Below are 24544 nucleotides of genomic sequence, written 5' to 3' on the forward strand. Positions count from 1 at the left end.
CGGAGGTCCGGGGCCGAGGCCGGGAGTCAGGTCGACGCGGTCACCGTGGACCGGCCGGTGGTGCGCGGTGTGGCGGTCTCCCAGACGAAACCGTCCGGGTCGGTGAAGGAACCGGCGGTGCCGCCGAGGACGATGCGGTGCGAGCCGGTGCCGTCGGCGGGGAGGCCGAGATCCTTCGCCAGGCCGCGGCGCTTGTACAGCGCCAGCTTGACGGGGCCGGCCTCGCCGGCGGCGAACTCGGCGTACTTGCCGCCGAAGCTCCTGGCCACGGTCAGGCCCTGGCCGACGTAGAACCGCTTGCTGGTCTTCACGTCCTCGACGCCGAGCAGGAGGACGATCTCGTCGATCTCCTGGGTGGCCGGTCCCGCGTCCTTCTTCGCCGGGGTGGCGGCCTTCCAGATCGTCCCGTCCGGTGCCTGGACGACACCGCCGTAGCCCCACAGCGATCTCGCGGCGGGCTTCAGCACCGTGGCGCCGGCGTCCACCGCGGCGCCGAGGAAGTGGTCGACGGTGGCCGGCCGGGACACCGTGAGCGCCATGGTGAAGCCACGGAAACCGGTGGAGTGCGACTCGGACGACCGCAGGCGTATGTGCGTGTCCACTCCGAAAGCAGCGTAGAAACGACGGGCGGCCTCGGGGTCGGCCACCTCAAGGGTGACGGACGCGAGGGACGTGGTGGATGCGGTGATTGCCATGGCCATCACGCTAGGGGCTGCCCGGCGGCCCGGGCTTCTCGATTCCTGACCGGTCTTGTCAGGTAACGCCTCAAGAGACTCCTGCTGATTCGTGAGCCGATTGAACACACCGGCGCCGTTCCCCGTATGGCACCCGGGGGGAACTCATGCCCGGGTCGACCAACGCGTAGGAGTACAACCGTGGGACGCAACACGCGCAGACGCCCAACCGGCGCGCGACGCGCGACATTCGCAGCCGTCGCGCTGATGCTAGGCGGCGGAGGACTGGTCGGTGTGAACGTGTACGCCTCCGCCACCGACAGCGGCGCAGGCGACAACGTCGGTGACACCACGAGCGCGTGGGACGCCGCCACGATCGACTGCCCCGACGTGGGTGAACAGCTGACCGCGGTGCCGGATGCCGCGCGGGCGGAGGTCGACAAGGAACTCGCCCTGCTCGACCAGCAGATCGCCGACGCCTACCAGCAACTGCAGCAGCAGCCGGTCGAGTCCGCCCAGGAAGCGGTCGTGAAGCCGCTGACGGAGCAGCGCGGCGCCACGATCGAGCGCATCGCCGTCGCCCTGGACAACGCGGGTGAGCGGCCGGAAGGGCTCGAGGCCCTGGCGGCGTGCACGCTGCTGGAGGCCGAGGGCGCGCAGGAGGGCGCCGGTGAAGGACAGGCCGGTGACGGCTCCGAAGGCGCGGGAGACGGCCAGGCCGGAGACGACGGGCAGGCCGACGAGGGTGGTCAGGCCGACGACGGGGATCAGGGCGGCGAAGGACAGGGCGGCATCGGCGGCCAGGGCGGCAACGGTCCCGTCGCCGCGGACTTCGCGGACATCGCCGACGTCCAGCCCGACGTGGCCGCTCCGCCCCAGACGGAGGCCGCGTCGCGAGGCACCTTCACGACCAGCTGCGGTGTCAACGCCGAGGGCCTGTTCAACTCGGACAACGTGATCGTGGCCCCCGGTGTCACCAACGGGGCGCACCACTTCCACGACTACATCGGCAACCAGTCCAACGACGCGTTCGCGAGCGACGAGGACCTCGCCGCCGCCGACACCAGCTGCGCCGCCCAGGGCGACAAGTCGTCGTACTACTGGCCCGTGCTGCGTCTGCAGAACGGCACGCAGGAGCAGGACGCCCAGTCGCCCGGCGGTGGCGTGGAAGGAAACGCCGGCGAGATCGTGACGCCGAAGGAGGTCACGCTGACGTTCGGCGGCAGCCCGCTCGGCGAGGTCACCGCGATGCCGCGGCTGCTGCGCATCATCACCGGCGACGCCAAGGCGTTCGTCAACGGCCCCGGCAACGCGAACGCCTCCTGGAGCTGCACCGGCTTCGAGGACCGGCAGCTGAAGGACAAGTACCCGCTCTGCCCGTCCGGCAGCGACGTGGTGCGCACCTTCCGCTTCCAGAGCTGCTGGGACGGTACCAACATCGACAGCGCCAACCACCGCACGCACGTGGCCTTCGCCGACGCCTCCGGCAACTGCCCCTCCGGCTTCCGCGCGATCCCGCAGCTGGTGCAGCGGATCGTCTACGACGTCGACGCGCCGAGCCTGGACGACGGCGGCAGCACGACGCCGCTGTTCGCGGTGGACTCCTTCCCGGAGCAGCTCCACAAGCCCGTCACCGACCACGGCGACTTCGTCAACGTCTTCGACGAGGACCTGATGGGGGAGATGGTCGACTGCATCAACGACGGGCGTCAGTGCGGTGCCGGCGCCGGGGACGGCGACGGCGGAGGCGAGGAGGAGCCGACGGCTTCCCCCGAGGATCCGCAGGACGGCGGCGACGGCGGCACGGAGCAGCCTGGTGAGCCGGGTGACGGCGGCGCGGAGCAGCCCGGCGAGCCCGGTGACGGTGGAGCCGAGCAGCCTGGTCAGCCCGGTGACGGTGGTGCGGACCAGCCCGGTCAGCCCGGTCAGCCCGGTGACGGCGGTGGCGTCGACGAGCCCGGCAAGGGTTCCGAGGGCGGTACTGAGCCCGGCGACGCACCCGACGACGAGGCAGCGCCGTCGAAGGGCGCCCCGGCGACGAACACGCCGCGTCCCGTGGAGCCCAAGGCGGCGGGCACGCCGAACGCTCCGCTGCCGGCCGCCACGTCCCGGGCGCCTGCTGCCGGGGCCGGGGCCGACGATTTCGGCGCCGGGACGTCGGCCGGACAGCAGGTCGCGGCTCCGCAGGGGAGCCAGGGCGGACTGGCCGAGACCGGCACGCGCCTGTGGCCCGCCGCGGCCGGCTCCGCACTGCTGATCGCAGGGGGACTTCTCCTGGTGCGGACCCGACGCCGCCAGATGTAGCGTCGCCAGGCCACCTTCGACGAGAGCCCGGGTCCGTCTGGACCCGGGCTCTTCACTGCGCTGCTTGTGTGGCTGGTGGATCCCCGGAGGGAGTGCCTCGGGCCCCGTTGTGTACGCCGAGGCAAGTACGCCCGCTTACTCCCGCTGTCAGACGCCTCGCGCACCCGGTGCGCGGCACGGTGGTGTGCGTGAAACTCAGCCGCCCCGCACGCCGGGTCACCCTTGTCATGCATGTCATCGCCTCCGCGGGCTGGCTCGGGCTGACGCTCGGGCTGCTTGCCCTCGGCCTCACCGCGGCCACCACCGGCTCCGCGGTGACGGTGGAGGCGTCGGTCCGCGCGATGAAGCTCTTCGCCGACTGGCTGCTGCTGCCCCTCGCGTTTCTCACCCTCGGCAGCGGTCTGCTGCTGTCCCTGGGCACACAGTGGGGACTGGCCAGGCATCGCTGGGTGTACACGAAGTTCTGGCTGACCCTGGCCACGACCACCGCCACGGCCTTCGCCCTGCGCCCCGGGGTGAACGCGGCGGTCGCCGCCGTGGCGGCCGGAGAAGGACTGCCGGACACCGGGGACATCCTCATGGGACCCGTCGTGTCGCTGTCCGCCTACCTGTTCATGACGGTCATCTCGATCCTCAAGCCCTGGGGACCCACCCGCCGGGGCCGCAGGCTCCGGGCTGCCGGGCGCAGGCCGGAGCCCGCCGGGCGGGTCGTCGAGACGGTCTGACCAGCGATGGCGGGAGAGGGCGGCCAGCAAGTCGGCCCCGTGTGCGACAGCGTGCAACCATCCGGGTTCCGGGTCGTACCCTCGCAGGTCCGTTTCGGCGGGGAGCCATCCGGCGAACGCCTTCCACCGCTCCGGTTCCCACTCACCGCCGTCGACGACGAGGGCGAGGACGAGAGGCGCGAAGGAGCGGGCCTGAATGCCGGGGACAGTGAAATGCGCGGCCACGAGGTCCCCCAACGGCACTGTCACAGAACTTGCTCGCACGCTTCGGCGCGGGAACCGCGGACCCAGGGGCCGTCCAGGCGTGGGGTCGTGACCACGGCTCGGAGCGCACACCGGAGCCGCGCGTGCGGGAAGCGCTGTCGCACGCCTGGGCGGGGGAGTCGTCCCGACCTGCGTGACGGCCATCAGGGTGGTCGCAGGCCGTGTCGGGCGTCGGGCGCGGACCCCGGTTGGCCATGCTGGGCCAGGAATGGCGCACCCTTCCCAGCGACAAGGAGCACGGCATGCCGGCAGATTCGGTCGGACGATTCCTGGCGGCTCTGGACCCGGAGCACCGGGAGGCCGTCGGCGCCCAGCCCGACGCGGAACAGCAACGTCTCGCGGCCGCCTGGGAACGGGAGCTCGAAGCGGACGACGAGCTCGACACGCTCGACGAGTTGTCCCCCGCGGCGGCGGAAGCGGAGGCCGCCCGCCGTGTCATGCAGCGCGAGACCGAGTAGGACGTTTCGTACGACGGATCTCCCGGCGGACCGCCGGAAGACGTCGGCGACGGGCAGTCCAGCCCCGTACTCGGCAGGCCCCCGCCACTCACCCCGCGCCGGGCAGCCCGAAGGTCGTGACGACCGCCGCGTGATCCGAGGGCCAGTCGTTCCCGGCCACGTCGGGCCAGGCACGCGGCGTGCCGGTCACGAATGTCCGCGAGCCGAGGACCCGCAGGCCGCGGTGGAGGACGTAGTCGATCCGGTCCTGCGGTTCGGGCCGGCCGCCGCAGTCCTCGTGCACGGCATGGATCGGCGACCAGGTGTGACCGGGCGCGGCGACGGGATCGGGGTGCGCCTCGCGGTAGGAGTCGAGCAGACCCGCCTCCTCGGCCGCACGCGTCACCGGCCACGCCACGTCGGGACGGTCGAGGTGCGACGGGCAGTTGAAGTAGCCGACCAGCACCACGGGCACGCCGTCGTCGCTCGTCTGCGCGATCCACCGCAGCGCCTCGCGCATCTGGGCCAGCCGGACCTCCTCGTGGGCGATCAGCTCGTCGGCGCCGAGCCCGTCGAAGGCCGACTCGTAGGGCCCGTACGGCGCGTGATTCAGGTGGGCCGTCCATACGTCGACCTCGCGGCCGGGACCGACCTGGATCCGCGCGCCCGCCGCTCCGTAGAAGCCGACGTCCGGGTCGCCGTGCTGGGCGGTGACGGGATGGCGGCTGATGATGCCGAGGTTCGCGCCTGCGGTGTGGTGATGCCAGCCGAGGGCCTCGGCCAGGTCCCGGGTGGCGGTGCCGGCGGTCTCCTGGAGCCCGACGACGTCGGCGCCGGTGTCGAGGACGGCCTTGATCTGCTTGGCGTGGTGGTCGTCGACCTTGGCGCCACCGAGCCAGAGATTCCAGCTCATGACGCGCAGTCGCAGTCGGGACGGTGCCGCGTTCGGCTCGTGCAGTGGTGTCGCTCCCGCTTCGGGTACGACACCCGTGCCGGCCGCGGCAGCGCGCCTGGGCACGGGTCCGGCAGCCTCCGCGGGTTCGGACCCGGCCTTCTTCTCAGGCGCGCCCTCGACCGCCGCCTTGCCGGGGAGACCCGCCACCCCGAGCCGCCCCCGCAGCACCATCGCCTCCAACTCCTCGGTGGTCACCCCGACGAGACTGTCCCGCACGGTCCGCCCCGGGGCCGCCGCGATCGGGGCCAGCGACGGGACGGCCAGCACCGCGCACCCGGCCGCCTCGGCGGAGGTGACTCCGGTCTGGGTGTCCTCGACGGCGACACAGGCGGCGGGTTCGGCGCCGAGGGCGTGGCAGGCGGCCAGGTAGGGGTCGGGGGCGGGTTTGCTGACAGCGGTGTCGTCCGCGGTGACGGCCACCGCGAACCGCTCGGCGCCCAGTGCGTCCAGGACGGTCCAGGCGACGGCCCGGGGTGACGCGGTGACCAGTGCGGTGGGTACGCCGTCCCGCGCCAGCGCGTCCAGCAGGTCGAGCGCGCCCGGCCGGGGCACGATGCCGGTCCGGACGCGGTCGGCGAACTCCCGGTGCAAAGTGGAGGACAGGTCGGCGACGGGGCGGGCGGTGGCGTCGGCGAGCCATGCGGCCGTGTGCTCGACCGTCCGGCCCAGCACCTCGGGCCGGTCGGCTTCGGTGAGCTGCCGCCCGGCGACGTGTTCCACCGCCTCCCACCACAGTCGCTCGGTGTCGACGAGCGTGCCGTCCATGTCGAACAGGACGGCCTGGAGGGGGAGGCGGGGGTGGGGGGGTCACGTGTGGATTCTCTTTCGGTTGGTGGTCGACCGCCGGTGGTTGCTCGCCGGTGGTCGTGTGCCGGTGGTCGTCGGACGGTGGAGGTGTCAACTGTCCTTGCGATCGGCGACCAGTACGGCGCGTTCCGGCAGCGCCACGCCGACAGGAGCGCCGGTGCCGAGCCCGGCCGCGTCGTGCGCGGGCAGGTCTGCCTTCACCTCGGTGCCGTCGGCGAGCCGTACGGTCATGCGGACGACGGCGCCGAGGAACGCGGTGGCGACGACGCGGGCCGTCCCGTTGTCGTCGGCGCTCACCCGTACGGCCTCGGGCCGCGCGAGCACGTCCACCTCGGTCGCGCCGCTGCCCGGCACCGGACCGTCGACCGGCAGCCGCTGCCCGAGCACCTCGACGTCCGTGCCCTTCAGCGCCCCCGGGATCCGGCTCATCGTGCCGACGAACTCGGCGACGAAGGCGGTCGCGGGACGGCCGTACAACTCGGCCGGCTCGGCGCACTGTTCGAGTCGGCCGGCCCGCATCACGGCGACCCTGTCGGCGACGGAGAGCGCCTCCTCCTGGTCGTGGGTGACGAACAGGGTGGTGATGCCGAGCTCCTGCTGGAGCCGCCGGATCTCCTCGCGCAGCGACAGCCGCACCTTGGCGTCCAGTGCGGACAGCGGCTCGTCCAGGAGCAGCACCCGGGGGCGCAGCGCGAGCGCCCGGGCCAGCGCGATCCGCTGCTGCTGGCCGCCGGACAGCTGGTGCGGGAAGCGCTCGCCTTTGTCGGCGAGCCCGATCAGCTCCAGCAACTCGGCGGCGCGGGAGCGGCGTTCGGCCGTACGGACCTTGGCGATCCGCAGCCCGAAGGCCACGTTGTCGAGCGCGTTCAGGTGGGGGAAGAGGCTGTAGGACTGGAAGACCATCCCGGCGTCCCGCCGATGGGCGGGGATCCGGGTGACGTCGCGGCCGTCGACCAGCACCGCGCCGGAGTCCGGATGCTCGAACCCGGCGAGCATGCGCAGCGCGGTGGTCTTGCCGCAGCCGGACGGGCCGAGCAGGGCGAGGAACTCACCGGCCCGGACGGTCAGGTCGAGCCCGTCGAGGGCGACGGTCGGCCCGAACTCGCGCCGTAGGTCGCGAAATTCGACGGTGGCCGCCTGCGTGGCGGCGGCCTTCTCAAGAGTGGTGGCGGTCATGGTTCATCCCCGGGATGCGGTACGGGTGCGTCCGCCGGCACCGGCGAGCGCGAGAAGCAGGATCCATGTCACGAGCAGACTGAGCACGGACACGGCGACGGAGAGCTGGGCCTGGGATCCGCTGACGTTCACGATCCACACCGCGAAGGGCTGGAAGCCCAGCAGTTGCGCCACCGTGAACTCGCCGAGCACCAGGGCGAGGGTGAGGAACGAGGCGTTGAGCAGCGCGCCGCGCAGATTCGGCAGGACGGCCCGGACCAGGGCCTGTGGCCAGCCGGCCCCGCAGGAGCGCGCTGCCTCGACGAGGGTGGGTACGTCGACCGCGCGCAGCCCGGCGTCCAGCGCCCGGTACACGAAGGGCAGCGCCATCACCACGTACGCCAGGACGAGTACGAACGGGAAGTCCGGGTTCTGGATCGCGACGAACGTCTGGAACAGCGGCGTACGCGACAGATGCTCGGGCCCCCACTTCAGCACGGTCCCGATGCCCGCGACGAACGCGATCGGCGGCACCACCAGCGGGAGCGAGCAGACCACCTCGACGACCGGCCGCAGCCGGGGCGCGCCGAGCCGCAGCGCGACCATGGCGGGCACCATCAGCAGCAGGACGATCGCGATGGTGGCGGCGGCCAGACCCAGCGAGAGCAGCAGGCCGGCGACGAAACCGTCGGTGGAGAAGATCCGTGTGTACGCGTCGAAGGTGATGCCCTGGCCCGGCACGTCCACCGTGAAGACCACGGACGCGGCCATGGGCACCAGGAAGTACAGTGCGGCGAGCCCGAGCACGCCCCACCGCCACAGGTTCAGGCGAGCCATCGGGCACTCCGGCGTTGCAGGGGCAGGTACACGGCCATGACGAGGCCCGCGACGAGGACCATGTCGAGGCTGAGGGCGAGGGCCACGTTCTCCTGGCCGACCAGCACGTTGCCGGAGATGGCGTCGGCGATCTGCAGGGTGACGAGGGGGACGGAGCTGCCCACCATGGCCGCCGCGGTGGCGTACGCGGCGAACGCGCTGCCGAACAGCAGCACCAGACCGCCGAGCAGCGAGGGCAGCAGCACGGGCAGGGCCACGTACCGCCAGTACTGCACCGTCGTGGCCCCGTTGTTCTGCGCGGCCTCACGCCACTGGGTGCGCAGCCCGTCCAGGGCCGGCGTGATGGTGAGCACCATCAGCGGGATGAGGAAGTACAGGTAGACGAGGACCAGTCCCCAGAAGCTGTACAGGTCCCAGCCGGTGCCGCCCAGTCCCAGGTGCCGGGTCAGCACACCGGCGTTGCCGAGCGTGGCGACGAAGGCGAAGGCCAGCGGGACACCGCCGAAGTTGGCGAGCACCCCGGACGCGGTGAGCACGGCCTCGCGCAGGGCGGGGAACCGTGAGGTCACCACGGCCTGGGCGATCGGCAGTCCCAGTACGGCACCGAGGGCGGCGGTGACGGCCGACAGCTTGACGCTGCCGAGGAGGGCGGTGAGGTAGGCGCCCTGGAGGGACGTCCACAGGTTGCCGGCAGTGTAGGACGTCGCCCCGGTCGCCTGGTCCTTCACGGTGAAGGCGCCGTTCAGCATGGCGACGGCGGGCAGTCCGAACGCGATCGCGGTGAAGACGAGCAGCGGGAGGACGGCGAGCCATCCGGGGGCGTGGCGCCGCAGCTTCGGGGAAGCGACGGGCGCCACGTCCGCGCGCGTGAGCGTGGCGGTCATCCGGAGACGGCCTTCGCCCAGCCCTCGGCGAGCACGGTCTTGGCCTCGTTCTGCTGCTGCTCGGTCGGGAAGGCAGGCGTGCCGGAGACCTCGGGCAGCTTGGCGGCGGCGGTCTTGTCGAGGGTGCCGGCCTTCTCCATGGCGGGCATCAGCGCGGGCCGCGCGTATCCCTGAAGCCACAGGTTCTGGCCCTCGGTGCTGTACAGGTACTCCTGCCACAGCCGGGCCGCGGCCGGGTGCGGGGCGTCCTTGTTGACGGCCTGCGAGTAGTACTGGGAGAACTGGCCGTCGGCCGGGACCGTGACCTGCCAGTCGACACCCTTGGACTGGAACTCCTCGGCGTAGCCGGCGTTGAGGTAGTCCCAGTCGATGCTGATCGGGGTCTCGCCCTTCTCGACCGTGGCCGGGGTGGACTCGACGGGGGTGTAGTTGCCGTTCTTCTTCAGCTCGGCGAAGAAGTCCAGGCCGGGCTGGATGTCGTCGAAGGATCCGCCGTTGGCCAGGGCCGCCGCGTAGACGCCGCCGAAGGCCGAACCCGACTTGGTGGGGTTGCCGTTCAGCGCGACCTGGCCCTTGTACTGCGGCTCGAGGAGGTCCTTGAAGGTGGCCGGGCACTCCTTGACGCGCTTGGCGTCGCAGCCGATGGAGATGTAGCCGCCGTAGTCGTTGTACCAGCGGGCCTGTGCGTCCTTCTGCGTCTCGGGGATGTCGTCGAACGCCTCCACCTTGTACGGGGCGAGCAGGCCCTGCTGGGCGGCGCTGATGGCGAAGGAGGAACCGAGGTCGAGGACGTCGGGCGCGCGGTCCTGGCCCTTGCGGGAGGTGACGGCGTTGATCTCGTCCTGGCTGGAGCCGTCGGGGTTCTCGACCTCGATCCTGATGCCGTACTTCTTCTGGAAGGCGTCGATGAGGGCGCCGTAGTTGGCCCAGTCGCGCGGCAGCGCGATGGCGTGCAGCGTGCCCTCCTTCTTCGCGGCTTCGACCAGCTTTTCCATACCGCCGAAGTCGGCGGCGGAGGTGGCGGTTGCGGCGGACTTGCCGTCCGCGGTGGTGGACGCGTTGTCGGGGGCGGCGCCACAGGCGCTCAGGGCGAGCACGGCGACGACGGTGAGGGAGCCGCCGAGAACGGCTGATCGCGGCAGGGACACGGACACGGTCTCTCCAGGGGTGCGCACAAGGGTGGGTGCTGCGGGGTGAGGTGCCGCAGGACAACCTGCGGTGAAAACTTGTCTGAACAAGTCGGCCTCAGTACGCCCGCTGAGAATGACCTGAAAGTGAACGTCAACCGAACCACAGCCCCTTGTTGCCTGCACAATCCCGGCGGACATGGAGCACGCAGAACATCGATTAGGCTGCGTAAGCTGCTTAAGCTGTGCACACCAACTACCCCAGAGGGGCGGCATGACGGCGCGACACGAGGAGATCGCCGAGGCGCTGCGATGCGCGATCGACCGCGAGGAGTACGCGGTCGGCGGCCGGCTGCCCTCCGAGACGGAACTCGCCGCGCAGTACGCCGTCTCGCGCGGCACCGTCCGCCAGGCCGTCGCGAGCCTCACCGCCGAGGGCCTGATCGGCTCCCGCCAGGGCGCGCGCCGGGTGGTGCTCGCCAGCCGCCGCAGCCAGAGCTTCGCCGAGTTGCGCAGCTTCGCCCAGTGGGCGCGCGCGATGGGCCGCGAGGCGACGGGGCGGGTGGTCGAGCAGGAGTTCCGGCCGGCCACCACCGAGGACGCGGTACGGCTCCAACTCCCTGAGGGTACGGACGTGTTGCACGTCCTGCGTGTGCGCGGACTGGACGGCGAGCCGGTGCTGCTGGAGCGGACGGTGTACGCCGACTGGATCTCACCGGCGGTGCGGTCGATCGAGCCGGACTGCGCGTCCGTCACCCAGCGGCTCTTCGAGGACACGGGCCTGGTCTTCGCCTACGGCGAGCACATCATCGACGCCGTCGCCGCCGGGGCACAGGACGCCGACCTCCTCGGCCTCCGCCGCACCAGCCCGCTGCTGCGGGTGCGGCGCGTGACGACGACACACGAGGGCCGACCGGTGGAGTGGTCCGACGACCGCTACCGCCCGGACGCGGTGAGCTTCAGCGTGCACAACTCGATCGGCAACAACGCGCTGGCCCGGAAGACCGTGGAGTAGAGGACCGCGGTCCGATCACCCTGACGGCGCCCACTTCGCATGCCTTGCCGGGATGCCGGGCAGAGGAGACGTTGTTCGGCACCCACACCTCAGGGGGAGTCCTCGTGTCCTCATCCGTAAGTGACGCCGTCGCCTCACCGGAGGGAGGGGACGGCACTCCGCTACGACGGGCCATCGGGCCCAAAATGCTGTTGCTGTTCGTGATCGGTGACATCCTCGGCACCGGTATCTACGCCACCACCGGTCAGGTCGCCGGCAAGGTCGGAGGGGCGCTGTGGCTGCCGTTCGTCATCGGCTTCTTCGTGGCGATCCTGACGGCCGCCTCGTACGTCGAACTCGTCGGGAAGTATCCGAAGGCGGCCGGGGCCGCGCTGTACACCCAGAAGGCCTTCAAGGTGCCGTTCCTGACCTTCATCGTCGCCTTCATGGTCATGTGCTCGGGCCTGTCCTCGGCGAGCGCGGCGGCCCGTGCCTTCAGCGGTGACTACCTCGCCGAGTTCACCGACTTCTTCCCGCCCACCTTCATCGCGATCCTCTTCATCCTCGCCCTCGCGGCCCTGGCCCTGCGGGGCGTCTCGGAGTCGGTGAAGACCAATGTGGTCCTCACCCTCGTGGAAGTGACCGGCCTGCTCGTCATCCTGGCGATCGGTGCGTGGGCGGTGCTGACCGGTGACGGTGAGCCCTCCCGGCTCGGCGAGTTCCAGGCGGAAGGCACGGGGTACGCGCTGCTCACCAGCGTGCTGGGCGCGACCGCCCTCGGCTTCTTCGCCTTCGTGGGATTCGAGGACTCCGTCAACATGGCCGAGGAGACCAAGGATCCGGTGCGCGCCTTTCCGCGAGCCATCTTCCTCGGCGTCGCCGTCACCGGGACCATCTACGTGCTGGTCGCCCTGGTCTCCTCGCTGCTCGTCGACTACCGCGTGCTGGAAGGCTCCAGTGGCCCGCTGCTGGAGGTCGTCAAAGCCGGCGGCCTTAACTTCCCGCCGAAACTGTTCGCGCTGATCGCCTTGTTCGCGGTCACCAACTCGGCGCTGATCAACATCATGATGGCCTCCCGCCTGTGCTACGGCATGGCCAACGAGCGCATCCTGCCGCGCGCCCTGGGCCGTGTGCTCCCACGGCGCCGCACTCCGGTCGTCGGCATCGCCTTCGTGTCGCTCCTCGCCATCGGACTGGTCTCCACCGGGGAGATCGCGGGCCTCGGCGACACCACGGCCTTCCTGCTGCTGTGTGTCTTCGCCGTCGTCAACATCGCCGTTCTGGTCCTGCGCCGCGACACCGTGGAGCACCAGCACTTCCGTACACCGACGGCTCTGCCGGTGGTGGGCGCGGTCACCTCCCTGATCCTGGCCAGCCCCCTGTCGGACCGGCCCGCGGACGTGTACATCCGGGCGGGCGTGCTGCTGGCCATCGGAGTCGGGCTGTGGGGGCTCAACAAGCTGGTGATGAGGGAGAGCGACAAGGCGTGATCCGCCGCGGAGCGGCGACTCGCCGCCCGCGCCGGTTCAGGACGCCGAGGACGCGACGGCGCGGTCGCCGGCGTCCGCGGACGTGGTCTCACCCTCGTCCAGGGACACGTCCTTGGTCTCCTTGCCGAGCAGGAGCGCGGTCAGGGTCAGTACCGCCATCGCGGAGAGATAGACACCGACCAGTCATGGCGAGCCGTCACCCAACTCCCACAGGGCCACCGCGATGAGCGGCGCGACGGCCGCCCCGAGGATCGAGCTGACGTTGTACGAGATGCCGGATCCTGTGTAGCGCACGCTGGTTGACGTCATGCCCATCAGGGTGAAGCCTGAGGACGCGGGACCTCGGATTGACGGGCGTCCGGGGTGCGCCGGTGGCTGGTGCGGGCATTGCTCGGTCTTTCGCGCGAGGTGGAGATCGGTCGCGTGGGTCAGGTCCAACGATCTCAGGGGTCTTATCCACCGGAAAATGGCTATCACGATGTGAGACACTGCGATCTCGTGGCCGTGGAGAGCTTCGACGGCGGTCGTACGATGGCCTGACCGTATCGAGCCACCTCAAGGAGTCGCCGTGGCCCGCCCTCGTGCCGCTGCCCGGACAGTCCGGCGCGACCCCGATCGCCACGACGCGCGGCAGCGGCAAGAAGCAGCGTCTGCTGGACGCCGGCGCGGCCCACGTGATCGTCACCGACGAGGAAGACCTCCCCGCCCGCGTCAAGGAGATCACCGGCGGCGAGGGCGTCCGCCTGGCCTTCGACCCGATCGCCGGACCCGGCGTCGAGCCCCTCGCCCAGGGCATCGCCCCCGGTGGCAGCCTTGTCGTCTACGGCGCTCTCGACTCCCGTACCACCCCGCTGCCCCTCGCGCAGTCCTACCCCGCGCTGACCACCAGGACGTACACGCTCTTCGAGATCACGACGGACCCGGAGCGGCTGCGCCGCGCGGTGGCGTTCGTCAACGCGGGCCTGGCCTCGGGCTCGTTCGCCCCGGTCGTGGACCGCACCTTCGACCTCGCCGACATCGCCGAGGCCCACCGCTACATGGAGGCCAACGGCCAGGTCGGCAAGATCGTCGTCACGGTCACCCATGAGGCCACCTCGTCTGACCGCCGGTGGGTTCAATCCCGCGTCGCGCCCGGCCGGTCCCGGGAGGCGTCCGCGCCCCAGCTCGCCAGCAGGCGCAGCGCCTCCTCCGACGCCGAACCGGGCGCGGCGTGGTAGCTGGTCAGTGACTGCTCCTGGTCTCCGGAGAGCGTGAAGGTCTCGTAGCGCAGCGTCAGTTCGCCCACCAGTGGATGCATGATCCGCATGCTGCCATGGGTCTTCTTCCTGACGTCGTGCGCCGCCCAGAGTCTGCGGAAGTCCTCGCTCTTCAGGGAGAGTTCGCCGATCAGCGCCGCGAGGAGCGGATCGTCCGCGTGCAGGCCGGCACCCAGCCGCAGTTGGCCCACCACGTCGTACGCCTTGGACTCCCAGTCGACGAACAGCCGCCGGGCCGCCGGGTCGAGGAAGGTGATCCTGCCCCAGTTGCGCTCCTGCGGGGCGCGTGCCTCCCAGTCGCCGAAGAGGGCCGAGGCGGTGTGGTTCCACGCCAGCACATCGGTGCGGCGGCCCCACACGTACGCGGGTACGCCTTCCATCGCCGTCAGCAGTTCCAGCAACTCGGGCCGGACGAGTTGGCGTTGCGGCGCGGGCCGCCGTACGCCGTGTGCCGGCTGGGCGATCCGCAGCAGGTGGGCGCGTTCCGCGTCGGAAAGTCCGAGCGCGCGCGAGATCGCGTCCAGCACCTCGCGCGAGACGTTGCGGGCGTTGCCCTGTTCGAGGCGCGTGTAGTAAGCCGCGGAGACCCCGGCGAGCTGGGCGAGCTCCTCCCGCCGCAGGCCAGGCACCTGACGCCGCCGGCCGTAGTCGGTGAGCCCGACGTCCGACGGCTTGAGACGCGCCCTGCGCGTACGCAGGAAGTCGCTCAGCTCTTTGCGCGGGTCGAGATGCCGCCCGGAGCCGGGTCCGACGTCGGACCCGGGCACGGTCGGCGGTGCGGTGCTAGGGGCGTGCTGGGAGTCCATGTCTCCGAGTATCGCGCCAGGTCCCGAGCCTGGGCTGTCCCTGCTGGGGACAGGCGTACGAGGCGTAGGCGAAGCAGGTGTCTGGCCCGCGCCGGGCGAGCGCCGCAGCCTGAGTGCGTGGCCACAGCTCAGGGAGCAGCAAGAATGACCGACACCACCACAGTTCCGCCCGCCACACCCCGACGTGACCGCCTTCCGGGCAGGGCCCTGCTCGGCCTCTTCCTCGCCGGGTTCATCAGCATCCTCACCGAGTGCCTTCCGGCCGGGCTGCTGCCCGAGATCAGCCGTACCCTGGACACGAGCGTCTCGCTCACCGGCCAGACCGTCACGCTCTACGCACTGGCCACAGCGTTGGGGGCGATCCCGTTGGCCCGGCTGACGGCGAAGTGGCCCCGAAAGCATGTGCTCCAGCTCGCGCTGGGCATCGTCGCAGCCGCGAACACAGTCACCGCGCTGTCCGGCGACTACACGCTGACGCTGGTGATCCGGTTCGTCGCCGGCCTGGGCACCGGACTGATCTGGCCCCTCCTCGGTGGCTACGCCGCCCGGCTCGCTCCGGAAGGACGGCAGGGCCGCGCCATCGCCATCGCCCTGGCCGGAACCCCTCTGGGACTCGCGCTCGGAATCCCGCTGGGAACCCTGCTCAGCAGCCTCGGCGGGTGGCAGGTCGCCTTCCACGCCTCCGCCGCCCTGATCGTCCTGACCATGACGTGGATGTGGGTGACACTCCCGAACCTGCCCGGTCAGCCGCTGGACGTACGTTTCAAGGTCTCGCGGGTCCTGGTCGTACCCGGACTGCGCGTCATCCTGTTCGCGCTGGCCACGTACATGGTCGCGCACAACATCCTCTACACCTACATCACCGACCTGCTCAGGCATGCGGGCATGTCCGATCAGACGGGCTGGGTGCTGTTCGCCTTCGGCGTCACCTCCGTACTGAGTGTTCTTGTGGTCGGCACCCACATCGACCAGCACCTGCGCAAGCTCGTGGTGGGGAGCACCCTGCTGTTCGCGATCTGCGTGCTCGTCCTTGCCGTGTTCTCCGGTGTGCCGGTGCTGGTCTACGCCGCGGTCGCGGCGTGGGGGTTCGCGTTCGGCAGCTCGCCGAGTCTGTTCGTCGGCAGCGCGATCAACGCGACGGGAGCGGCCTCCGACGTCGCACAGTCGATCACCATCACTGTCTTCTCCGCGTCCATCGCGCTCGGCGGCTTCCTCGGGGGCCTTCTGCTCGCGGGTCTCGGGGCGGCGTCGATCACCTGGGCGTCGTTGGCGCTTCTGATCGCCGCCGGAGCGGCAGTTGTCAGCGGCGTAAGGTACGCCTTTCCCAAGAGCACCTGAGGCACCGGCAGCAGGTGTCACGGCGCCGGGAAGTCCCCGGCGCCGCCGCCGGCGCAGCGTCGCTGACCGAGTGCCGTTCTCCGCGCGTCTCCCCCCGTGGCCGCTGATCACGACCTCACCCAGGTCAGCGCGCGAGGCCACGGTCTTGGGCAGCCGACGGACCTAACGGCCGGGTACGGGGATGAGCATGCAGCTGCTCGTGGCGTGGGCGAGGAGCCGGTCCGTGGCGTCGAACAGTTCCGCCTGCGCGAGGGCGGTGCGGCGGCCCTGGCTGAGCACGGTACCGACGGCGCGTACCTTGCCGGTGTCGACGGTGATCGGGCGCAGGAACTTCAGCGTCAGGTCGAGCGAGGTGTAGCCCATGCCGGCCGGCAGGACGGTCTGCACGGCGCAGCCGGCGGCGGAGTCGAGCAGGGTGGCGTAGACACCGCCGTGGACGCTGCCGATGGGGTTGTAGTGCTCCTCGCCCGGCTCCATGGCGAAGACCGCGCGGCCCGCCTCGACCTCCTCCAGGCTGAAGTTGAGGGTCGCGGCGATGGGCGGGGCGGGCAGGCGACCGGCCAGCACGTCCTGGAGGAATTCCAGACCGCTCGCCCTGCCCACCGCCGCCGCGGACACCCGGGGGTCCTCCCACTCGAACGTGCGCGACCTGCTCATGGGCGATCCTTCCGCGACCAACTGACTATGGAATTCGAAGCTAGCCAGCCACGCCTCTGGATGTCAATGTCGAAGCCAGCCTACGATGGGCGCATGACCTGGCTGGAGACCAGCACCGAGAACTGCACGGTGCAGCGCACCCTTGAGCTCGTCGGCGAGAAGTGGTCGCTGCTGGTGCTGCGCGACGCCATGAACGGCGTGCGCCGCTTCGACGACTTCCGCCGCCACATGGGACTGTCCGAGGCGGTGCTGGCGGACCGGCTGCGCAAGCTGGTCGACGCCGGAATCCTGGAGACCGCCCCGTATCGCGAGCCCGGCAGCCGTACGCGGTACGAGTACCGGCTCACCCCCAAGGGCTGGGACCTCTGGCCCGCGATGATCGCGCTCAAGCAGTGGGGGGACCGGTACACCGCGGACCCGGAGGGCCCGCCCCTGGAGGTCCGCCACCGCGACTGCGGCGAAGCGGTCGAGGCCGTGATCGTCTGCCCTGGCGGCCACGGCGCGCTCACTCCCCGGCAGGCCTACACCCGCCCCGGAGCCTCCGCCCGCACCCCGCGCTGACCCACGGTCCGGGCGCGGAGTGCGCGGGGACGGCCGGCCCGCCCCCGCGCCCCGGTGTGTCAGTCGACCACCATGCCGGCCGTCACGCCTGCCGGTGGCGCGAGCGCCAGGCCGAAGTTGTCCTCGACCTCCGCCTTCTCCGCCGTGTCGGGGTAGGGGTTCGTGCACGACACGCCCGCACTCGAACCGGACATGAGGCTGGTGCAGGGGCCGGGCTTGCGGTCCGGCAGCCCCAGGATGTGGCCGAGTTCGTGAGCCGATATGCGGACCGTGTCGTAGCCCTGGTTCACCGCCTGCCGTCCGATGTAGACGGTTCCGTTGCCGAGCGAGGTGGTGAGGGCGCGGGGCCAGCCGTTGTCGGCCAGGACACGGATGTTGGCGCGTTGCCCGGCTGCGGCCGGGCGCAGTTCGACGCTGTCCACGCTCTCGTTCCAGATGGCCGCGCCTCGGTCGACGGCGGCCCTGAACTCGGCCGACGCACTGGCGTCGTAGGTGACGACGCGCGCCGCTAGGGCCGGCGCGTGGGCGTCCGTGGGGGCGGCGTGTGCCTGGCCCGCGGTGGCCAGGGTGGCCGCGAAGGCGGCGGCGAGGATGGGGACGAACGTGCGTGCGTGCAAGGTCGGCCTCCTGTGGGGGAAGGTGGGCGTGTTCATGCCACGTTCTGCTGGGCACCCTGCCCGTACCCGCCGACCGCCAATCCCTCAATCGGCCCTGCACCGACCCGCGGTGGCGCCGCGGACGCGTGCGGGGAAACTGAACCGCCGTGGCTCCGCAGACGCGTGCGGGGAAACCCCGTCCCCGCCGGCCATCACCGCGCGAGCCTCGCCGCGGGACGGGCCGCGCCGGCCCGTACGGGACGGCGCGGCCGCATCACACGAGGTGGGCGAAGACCACCAGGTTCTCGGTGTAGTCCTTCACCGAGTGGTCGTAGTCCCCCGCGCAGGTGATGAGCCGGACCTCGGGGCGCTCCGTGTCGGCGTACACGCGCGTGTCCGGGAAATCGTCCTTCGGGAAGGTCTCCGTGTCGTCCACGACGAACTCCGCCTTGCGTCCGTCCGCCCGGTCGACGGAGAACCGGTCCCCGGGCCGGAGTTCGTAGAGCTCGGCGAAGACGGCCGCCGAGGTGGCCGTGTCCACGTGCCCGGCGATGATCGCGGCCCCCACCTCGCCGGGCGTGACGCCCTTGGCGTACCAGCCGACGAGATTGGTGTCGGCCGCGGGCGGCGGCTCCAGCTGGCCCGTGTCGCTGACGGAGAGAGAGGTGAAGGGGGCGTCCACGGAGATGCTCGGGATGAGCAGCCGGATCGGCGCGGAGCGGGGCAGCGGCCGCGCGCCGCGCTGTGTGTCCGTGAGCGCCGTGGACGAGCCCGGGGAACGGGAGGCCTGGGGGGTGCTGTCGGGTTGCTGGTGGTCGCCGAACACGCTGACGGCGATGATGATGATCGCCACGCCCCACAGGGTCAGCCGCCCGCCGCGGCCGGCGTGCTGACCGTCCGTCGCCCGCTCGGCGGGGGGCGTGGAGGGGGGACCTGCTGTCATCGGGCATCACCTCACTCGGGCACGACAGCACGGGCTTCGGAGCTCGGAGCTCGGAGCGGCGCGGGCCGCCGGCACGGTGTGCGCCGGCGGCGGCCGCGTCCCAGGAGAGTGGAACCGGTCAGGACGCCTGGTCGGCGGCCTTCTTGCGGCGCAGCGCGTACATGCCGGTGGCGCCGACGGCGAGAATGGCCAGTCCACCCGTGGTGACGCCGGGCGAGGAGAGGCCGCCCCCACCGGTGTGCATACCACCGCGCGGCTTCTCGTGGTCGCCACCGCCGCCCCAGCTGTCCTTGCCGTGACCGCCCTCCTTGTCCTTGTAGGACTCCTCGTCCTTGTCCTTGTCCTTGTACGACTCCTCGTGGCTGTCGCCGTGGCTCGAGCTCCAGTCGTCACCGCCCTGCACCGCGGCGAGCGCGCCACCGCCGGTGTGCATTCCGCCACGCGGTCCGTCGTGGTTGCTGTCCTTGTCGTAGTCCTTGCTGTATGACTTGTCGTGATCGCCGGAGCTCTTGTCGTAGTCGTGGCCGGAGCCGCTGTCGTGCTCCTTGCTGTACGAGGAGTCGTCGCGGCCGCCGTAGTCCTCGGCCGGTACGGCGAAAGCGCCGCCGGGCGTGGCGAAGGTGAGCGCGGCGGAGGTGGCCGCCGTGGCGAGAAGAATGCGGGCAGAACGCATATCGGTGTCCTTCCGCCGTGGCCGGGCAGCGGACACGTCATCAACTGGAATGAACCCGGCCTCGACACGAACCACCGTTAGCCAGTCCCTTGCCGCGCACCATCCGGGCCGCCCAGCCGTGTCATCGCTCCACCCGTCTGTCCCAGCGACACGCCGCCGCATCCCCCTGTCGGCTCAGTCCGATGTCACCCGGGTGCCCGCGCGGAGGCCATAGGGCGGCTGAGCGCCGCCTGACTGCAGGACGCGGGCCACGACGGGGCCGCACGAGTTCCGGGGCGCGGGCCGCGGCGTACGCGGTGACGCGCCCGGCCGCGGGAACGCACGAGTCTTCGCGGCGGCGAGAGGTCCCGCGAACTCGCCCCAGAATGCGGGCCAGTTGCCGCACGGAAAGGCCGTGCGGCCGGCAGGCGACGAAGGCAAGGAGCCCCGCTGGTTCTCGACCGGGGGGACATCCATGATCGACGTGATCATCGGCGGCGGCGGCGGACCGACCGGCTCGATGCTCGCCGCCTAGCTGAGACTGCACGGCGTGCATCGCGCCACCTCCTCCGCTGCGACGGCGGCCGCAGTGCGGTGCGCAAGCCGCTCGGCGTCGGCTTCCCCGGCGAGCCGAGCAGGGTCGACACACTGCTGGGGGAGGTCGAGCTGAGCGTGCTGCCGGCCGGCGACGCGGCGGACATCCAGCCGCCGATGGGGTGGGCAGGGACTCGACCTGGGCATCCAGGGCGCGTTCGACCTCGGCTGGAGACGGGCCGCCGAGGTCGCCGGCCGGACGCCGGAGGGCCGCTGGACACCTACCACGGCGAACGGCACCTCTACGGCGGGCCGGGAAGCCGGGTCGACCACGTCAACGACGCCGGCGGGGAACTGACGTGCCCGGCGTGCTGCTGCGGCCGGACGGTCATGTGGCCTGGGCCGGCGAGGATCAGGGGAATCTGATCGGTCAGCTGTCCCGGTGGTTCGGCGCGCCCCTCCGGTGAGCAAGGCAGGGCGCCTGGCGTTCGGCCGGATGGACGTGTGGGGTCGTGCCGTTTAGGCTGCCCGCTTGTCCCGCGTGGGGCGGATCGAAGGAGGAAGGCGATGTCACAGCCGGTCTCGGCGCCCGTCGGGGAGCCCGGAGGGCAGGCTCGCGCTGCCTGGACGCTCGCATGACCGTCGCCGAGGAACACCCCGGTGCCGCCCCGGTAGGCGCCCTGCGGCTCCGTCGTCGCCTGGAGCGGCTGATCGGCGTGGCCGCGACCGAAGGGAACGAGCTCGTCGCCCTGCGCAACGGTGACGAGATCTTCCCCGCGATGCTGGAGGCGATCCGGACCGCCGAGCACACCATCGACCTGATGACGTTCGTGTACTGGCGCGGCCGGATCGCCCGTGACTTCGCCGCCGCGCTCGCGGAACGTGCCCGGGGCGGGGTACGGGTGCGGCTGCTGCTCGACGGGTTCGGCGCCAAGGAGATAGAGCAGCACCTGCTGGACGAGATGGACGCGGCCGGTGTCCAGGTGGCCTGGTTCCGCAAGCCGCTGTGGCTGTCGCCGTTCAAGCAGAACCACCGCTGTCACCGTAAGGCGCTGGTGGTGGACGAACACACGGCGTTCACCGGTGGCGTCGGCATCGCGCAGGAGTGGTGCGGCGACGCCCGCAACCCGGACGAGTGGCGGGACACGCACGTCAAGGTGCGGGGGCCGGCCGTGGACGGCATCGCCGCCGCCTTCGCCCAGAACTGGGCCGAATGCCACGACGAGCTCTACGACGACAGGGACCGCTTCACCGAGCACGAGCAGCCCGGCGCTTCCGTCGTCCAGGTCGTGCGCGGTTCGGCGAGCTTCGGCTGGCAGGACATGCAGACCCTGATCCGGGTGATGCTCACCTCCGCCGAGTCGCGCTTCCGGCTGGCCACCGCCTACTTCGCCCCGGACACCTACTTCGTCGACCTGATGTGCGCGACCGCGCGGCGCGGAGTGACGGTGGAGATCCTGCTGCCCGGCCCGCACACCGATCAGCGGGCCTGCCAGCTCGCCGGCCGGTATCACTACGAGCGGCTGCTGGAGTCGGGCATCTCAATTTGCGAGTACCAGCCGACCATGATGCACGCCAAGATCATTACGGTGGACGGCCAGGCCTCGCTGATCGGCTCCACCAACTTCAACCGGCGCTCCATGAACCACGACGAGGAAGTCATGCTCGCCGTCCTCGACGAGGACTTCACCGCCGGGTTGGACCGGGACTTCGACGCGGACCTCGAACGCAGCGTCGCCATGGACCCGGCCCGCTGGAGGCGCCGCGCCCTGCTGGAGCGTGTGCGGGAGGCCGCGGTCCTCCCCGTGCGCCGGTTCCTGTAACCGGCCGCGGGACCGAGGGCGCGGCCTCCTGTGGGGCTCAGTTGGTGGCGAGCATGCCCTTGCGCAGGCGCCTGATGGTGCGGGAGAGCAGACGGGAGACGTGCATCTGGGAGCAGCCGAGGCGTTCGCCGATCTGAGCCTGGGTGAGTTCTTCGACGAAGCGCCAGTGGATGATCTGCCGGGACCGCTCGTCCAGGTCGGCGATCAGCGGGGCCAGGGCGTGGAAGTCCTCCACGAGCTCCATGGCGGCGTCCTCGGTGCCGATGAAGTCGGCCAGCACCGCCTCGCCCTCCTCGCTGCCGCCGAGCGTGGCGTCGAGGGAGGCGGAGTTGTATCCGTTGGCGGCGATCCGGGCTTCGATGACCTCCTCCTCGGAGAGGTTCATCAACTCGGCCAGCTCCTTGACCGTCGGCATGCGGTCCAGGCGGGAGCGCAGTTCCTCGGTGGCGCGGGCCAGTTCGACACGGGCCTCCTGGAGGCGGCGCGGCACGTGCACGGCCCAGGACGTGTCACGGAAGAACCGCTTGATCTCGCCGACGATGTAGGGGATGGCGAACGAGGTGAACTCCACCTCGCGCGACAGCTCGAACCGGTCGATCGCCTTGATCAGCCCGATCGTGCCGACCTGGACGATGTCCTCCATCTCGTCCGCCCCGCGGCTGCGGAAGCGGCCGGCCGCATAGCGGACAAGGGAGGTGTTCATCTCGATCAGCGTGTTGCGTGCGTACTGGTACTCGGGCGTGCCCTCCTCCAGTACCGCGAGCCGCTCGAAGAACTGCTTCGACAAGGACCGCGCATCCTTCGGTGCGACCTTCGCCGGGTCGGCCACCTCGGGCAGTTCGCCGGCGGCAGCCTGCTCGACGCCGGTCTGCGTGCTCGACATCGCGGTCGCGGTCATAGTTCCCAGCCCCTCCCTGTGCAGATCCATCGACCCTTCCATCGGCGGTCGATGATACGGCGCCTACCCAGGGTCGAGCGGAGCATGCAGGGAGGAGGGCAGCGGCCGCCGGGATCGGTTCACCGTCTCCGGCGTGGAGCCGGACGGGTGGCCCAGGAGTGTCAGGGCCGCCGCCGTCATCGCCTTCGTCGCCGAAGGCAGGGCGATGGGCAGGTGCGGGGCGAACTCGGGGGAGTGGTTCGCAGGGAGTGACGCGAGCCGTTCCGTGACGTTCGCGCCGATCGCGGCCGCCCACTGGCGTGGGCCCACGACCCCCACCATCCAGTAGCCCAGCGGGACCCCGGCGCAGCCGTGGATCCCCTGGCCGGCGTCGCCGTACAGGCCGAAGTCCTCCGTCGCCATCGACGGTGCCCACGGCACGACCCGTTCGGCGCCCAGCACTTCGCGATGGGCCTCGCGCGTCACCGCGGTCACCTCCCCGTCGGGGAGCGTGGCGGGCGATCGCGAGGCCACCGTGATGTCAGGGTCGCGTGGACAGCCGGACGCGGCCGACTCGGCGCGTACGACCCGCTCGACGGCTGCCACGGCACGGTCCAGGGACGCCTGGGACAGCGCGCGCACGGTGATGCCGAGCGTCGCGCTGTCCGGTACGACGCCGCTGTGCGTGCCGGCGTGCATCCGGCCGACGGTGACCGTGATCTGCTCGGCGGGTGCGCTCTCGCGGGACACGACGCCCTGAAGCCGTAGCACCACCGCGGCCGCGGCGAGTACCGGGTCCACCGTCAGATGCGGTGCCCCGGCGTGGCCGCCCCGGCCGTGCAGGGTGACGTCCAGCTGGACGCTGCCGGCCAGCACGGGCTGTCCGAAGCCGTGGGCCACCATGCCGCCCAGGAGGGGGGCGGTGTGCTGGGCGAGCACCGCGTCGGGGCGGCCGAAGCGGGTGTACAGGCCGTCCTCCAGCATGGCCCGCGCGCCGGTCAGCGTCTCCTCGGCCGGCTGGCCGACGACCACCACCGTGCCCCGCCAGTGCGGCAGCGCACCGGCCAGCAGGGTCGCGGCGCCGAGCACGGCGGCGACGTGCAGGTCGTGACCGCAGGCGTGCATGAAGGGGCCCTGGGCGGCGTAGGGCAGGCCGGTCCGTTCCCGGATCGGCAGGGCGTCCAGCTCGGCCCGCAGATAGACGCGCGGTCCCTCGCCGTTGGTCAGGACGCCGACCACACCGTGACCACCGACGCCCCGCGTCACCGCGTACCCCTGCGCCGTCAGCGCGTCGGCGAGGCGGGCCGCCGTGCGGGACTCCTCGCCCGACGGCTCCGGATGCTGGTGCAGGTCCATCGCGAAGACGGTGAGCGGGCGCAGCACCGTGTCCAACCGCCCGAGGACGGGCCCGTACTTGTCCGAGGGGACGATCGCCGCAGTGCTCACCCTGACATGATCCGGCGCACGGCCGGCCGGCCGCTGTCACGCCGCTGTCACCCGACGACAGCGCCCTGACAGCGGACGGCACCTGGATGCGTCAGTGGCGACCGATCCAATGAAGGGGCCGAACACCCCGGGACGAGCCCGGTGTGTCCTCACCTCAGGAGTGACCATGGCTGACAAGTCGACCCTCGCCGCCCTCGCCGACGAGATCCTGGAGCTCGAGTCGGAGACCTTCGAGATCTCGGACTACTCGGACGCCAGCGAGGTCGTGCTCGCCGGTTCCACGAGCTGCTCCTCCACCTCGACCTGCTCCTCCACCACCAGCACCACCTCCTGCAGCGCCTGATCCCAGGCCCGCAGCACGTCGGCGTCCGGCCCCGCCCGCCGCCAGAGCGGACGCGCGGC

At 71.3% G+C, this 24544-nt stretch carries 23 protein-coding genes and 3 pseudogenes; 11 read left to right on the top strand and 15 right to left on the bottom strand.

Annotated elements, in window-relative coordinates:
* Positions 1-26: 26 nt before the first annotated feature.
* Positions 27-695, bottom strand: a complete 669-nt coding sequence (locus AB0O67_RS13720; protein ID WP_365449487.1) for a glyoxalase — start codon at positions 693-695, stop codon at positions 27-29.
* Positions 696-821: 126 nt separating this feature from the next.
* On the opposite strand from AB0O67_RS13720, the gene AB0O67_RS13725 reads away from it, so the two are divergent.
* Positions 822-2978 (top strand): DUF1996 domain-containing protein, encoded by a 2157-nt coding sequence (locus AB0O67_RS13725; RefSeq protein ID WP_365449489.1) that lies wholly within the window; start codon positions 822-824, stop codon positions 2976-2978.
* 188 nt (positions 2979-3166) lie between these two features.
* On the top strand, positions 3167-3703 hold the full coding sequence (locus tag AB0O67_RS13730) for a DUF2269 domain-containing protein (protein WP_365449491.1): 537 nt from the start codon (positions 3167-3169) through the stop codon (positions 3701-3703).
* 51 nt (positions 3704-3754) lie between these two features.
* Here the strand turns inward: AB0O67_RS13730 and AB0O67_RS13735 are convergent.
* A pseudogene (locus AB0O67_RS13735) lies at positions 3755-4111 on the bottom strand (DUF2785 domain-containing protein); the annotation flags it as partial.
* Between the two features lie 98 nt (positions 4112-4209).
* Here AB0O67_RS13735 and AB0O67_RS13740 point away from each other — a divergent pair.
* On the top strand, positions 4210-4425 hold the full coding sequence (locus tag AB0O67_RS13740; RefSeq protein ID WP_365449493.1) for a hypothetical protein: 216 nt from the start codon (positions 4210-4212) through the stop codon (positions 4423-4425).
* Between the two features lie 88 nt (positions 4426-4513).
* On the opposite strand, the gene AB0O67_RS13745 is transcribed toward AB0O67_RS13740, so the two are convergent.
* The 5 genes from AB0O67_RS13745 to AB0O67_RS13765 form a co-directional block, all read right to left on the bottom strand.
* Positions 4514-6133 (bottom strand): HAD-IA family hydrolase, encoded by a 1620-nt coding sequence (locus AB0O67_RS13745; protein ID WP_365449523.1) that lies wholly within the window; start codon positions 6131-6133, stop codon positions 4514-4516.
* Positions 6134-6256: 123 nt separating this feature from the next.
* On the bottom strand, positions 6257-7342 hold the full coding sequence (locus AB0O67_RS13750; protein WP_365449495.1) for an ABC transporter ATP-binding protein: 1086 nt from the start codon (positions 7340-7342) through the stop codon (positions 6257-6259).
* 3 nt (positions 7343-7345) lie between these two features.
* Positions 7346-8158, bottom strand: coding sequence for an ABC transporter permease subunit (locus AB0O67_RS13755; protein ID WP_365449497.1), 813 nt, complete (start codon positions 8156-8158; stop codon positions 7346-7348).
* Positions 8146-9042, bottom strand: a complete 897-nt coding sequence (locus AB0O67_RS13760) for an ABC transporter permease subunit (protein WP_365449499.1) — start codon at positions 9040-9042, stop codon at positions 8146-8148. The genes AB0O67_RS13755 and AB0O67_RS13760 overlap by 13 nt, the downstream gene beginning before the upstream one ends.
* Positions 9039-10196: an extracellular solute-binding protein gene (locus tag AB0O67_RS13765; protein WP_365449501.1), complete on the bottom strand. Its 1158-nt coding sequence runs from the start codon at positions 10194-10196 to the stop codon at positions 9039-9041. The genes AB0O67_RS13760 and AB0O67_RS13765 overlap by 4 nt, the downstream gene beginning before the upstream one ends.
* Before the next feature lie 247 nt (positions 10197-10443).
* On the opposite strand from AB0O67_RS13765, the gene AB0O67_RS13770 reads away from it, so the two are divergent.
* Together AB0O67_RS13770 and AB0O67_RS13775 are read left to right on the top strand one after the other, a co-directional pair.
* Positions 10444-11184: a GntR family transcriptional regulator gene (locus AB0O67_RS13770; protein WP_365449503.1), complete on the top strand. Its 741-nt coding sequence runs from the start codon at positions 10444-10446 to the stop codon at positions 11182-11184.
* Between the two features lie 185 nt (positions 11185-11369).
* Complete coding sequence (locus AB0O67_RS13775) at positions 11370-12653, top strand: APC family permease (RefSeq protein ID WP_365449505.1); 1284 nt, start codon at positions 11370-11372, stop codon at positions 12651-12653.
* Positions 12654-12689: 36 nt separating this feature from the next.
* Here the strand turns inward: AB0O67_RS13775 and AB0O67_RS13780 are convergent.
* Positions 12690-12953 (bottom strand): annotated as a pseudogene (locus AB0O67_RS13780) (MFS transporter); the annotation flags it as partial.
* 281 nt (positions 12954-13234) lie between these two features.
* Here AB0O67_RS13780 and AB0O67_RS13785 point away from each other — a divergent pair.
* Positions 13235-13870, top strand: a complete 636-nt coding sequence (locus tag AB0O67_RS13785) for a zinc-binding dehydrogenase (protein ID WP_365449507.1) — start codon at positions 13235-13237, stop codon at positions 13868-13870.
* On the opposite strand, the gene AB0O67_RS13790 is transcribed toward AB0O67_RS13785, so the two are convergent.
* A complete protein-coding gene (locus tag AB0O67_RS13790; protein ID WP_365449509.1) occupies positions 13768-14715 on the bottom strand; it encodes a helix-turn-helix transcriptional regulator in 948 nt (315 codons plus the stop codon). The two genes, AB0O67_RS13785 and AB0O67_RS13790, sit on opposite strands and share 103 nt — an antisense overlap.
* A gap of 144 nt (positions 14716-14859) precedes the next feature.
* On the opposite strand from AB0O67_RS13790, the gene AB0O67_RS13795 reads away from it, so the two are divergent.
* Positions 14860-16053, top strand: coding sequence for an MFS transporter (locus tag AB0O67_RS13795; RefSeq protein WP_365449511.1), 1194 nt, complete (start codon positions 14860-14862; stop codon positions 16051-16053).
* Positions 16054-16215: 162 nt separating this feature from the next.
* Here AB0O67_RS13795 and AB0O67_RS13800 read toward each other — a convergent pair whose 3' ends face one another.
* On the bottom strand, positions 16216-16710 hold the full coding sequence (locus AB0O67_RS13800; protein ID WP_365449513.1) for a PaaI family thioesterase: 495 nt from the start codon (positions 16708-16710) through the stop codon (positions 16216-16218).
* 93 nt (positions 16711-16803) lie between these two features.
* On the opposite strand from AB0O67_RS13800, the gene AB0O67_RS13805 reads away from it, so the two are divergent.
* Positions 16804-17271, top strand: coding sequence for a helix-turn-helix domain-containing protein (locus AB0O67_RS13805; RefSeq protein WP_365449515.1), 468 nt, complete (start codon positions 16804-16806; stop codon positions 17269-17271).
* A 59-nt stretch (positions 17272-17330) separates the two neighbouring features.
* Here AB0O67_RS13805 and AB0O67_RS13810 read toward each other — a convergent pair whose 3' ends face one another.
* The 3 genes from AB0O67_RS13810 to AB0O67_RS13820 all read right to left on the bottom strand — a co-directional run bounded on the left by AB0O67_RS13810 (position 17331) and on the right by AB0O67_RS13820 (position 19483).
* Positions 17331-17837 carry a snapalysin family zinc-dependent metalloprotease gene (locus AB0O67_RS13810; protein ID WP_365449525.1) on the bottom strand — a complete coding sequence of 169 codons (507 nt, stop codon included), beginning with the start codon at positions 17835-17837 and terminating at the stop codon, positions 17331-17333.
* A 304-nt stretch (positions 17838-18141) separates the two neighbouring features.
* Positions 18142-18810, bottom strand: coding sequence for a class F sortase (locus AB0O67_RS13815; protein ID WP_365449517.1), 669 nt, complete (start codon positions 18808-18810; stop codon positions 18142-18144).
* Between the two features lie 118 nt (positions 18811-18928).
* Positions 18929-19483 carry a hypothetical protein gene (locus AB0O67_RS13820; RefSeq protein ID WP_365449519.1) on the bottom strand — a complete coding sequence of 185 codons (555 nt, stop codon included), beginning with the start codon at positions 19481-19483 and terminating at the stop codon, positions 18929-18931.
* A gap of 510 nt (positions 19484-19993) precedes the next feature.
* On the opposite strand from AB0O67_RS13820, the pseudogene AB0O67_RS13825 reads away from it, so the two are divergent.
* Positions 19994-20463, top strand: a pseudogene (locus AB0O67_RS13825) (FAD-dependent monooxygenase); the annotation flags it as partial.
* Positions 20464-20631: 168 nt separating this feature from the next.
* Positions 20632-21819 (top strand): phospholipase D-like domain-containing protein, encoded by a 1188-nt coding sequence (locus AB0O67_RS13830; RefSeq protein ID WP_365449521.1) that lies wholly within the window; start codon positions 20632-20634, stop codon positions 21817-21819.
* Between the two features lie 37 nt (positions 21820-21856).
* Here the strand turns inward: AB0O67_RS13830 and AB0O67_RS13835 are convergent, their stop codons facing one another.
* Positions 21857-22702, bottom strand: coding sequence for an RNA polymerase sigma factor SigF (locus tag AB0O67_RS13835; RefSeq protein ID WP_365449527.1), 846 nt, complete (start codon positions 22700-22702; stop codon positions 21857-21859).
* Between the two features lie 78 nt (positions 22703-22780).
* Positions 22781-24052 (bottom strand): amidohydrolase, encoded by a 1272-nt coding sequence (locus tag AB0O67_RS13840; protein ID WP_365449529.1) that lies wholly within the window; start codon positions 24050-24052, stop codon positions 22781-22783.
* Positions 24053-24308: 256 nt separating this feature from the next.
* Between AB0O67_RS13840 and AB0O67_RS13845 the strand changes: the two genes are divergently transcribed.
* A complete protein-coding gene (locus tag AB0O67_RS13845; protein WP_053760578.1) occupies positions 24309-24485 on the top strand; it encodes a thiazolylpeptide-type bacteriocin in 177 nt (58 codons plus the stop codon).
* The last annotated feature ends 59 nt before the right edge of the window (positions 24486-24544 follow it).

The sequence above is a fragment of the Streptomyces sp. NPDC086077 genome, assembly GCF_040686175.1.
GTDB lineage: Bacteria > Actinomycetota > Actinomycetes > Streptomycetales > Streptomycetaceae > Streptomyces.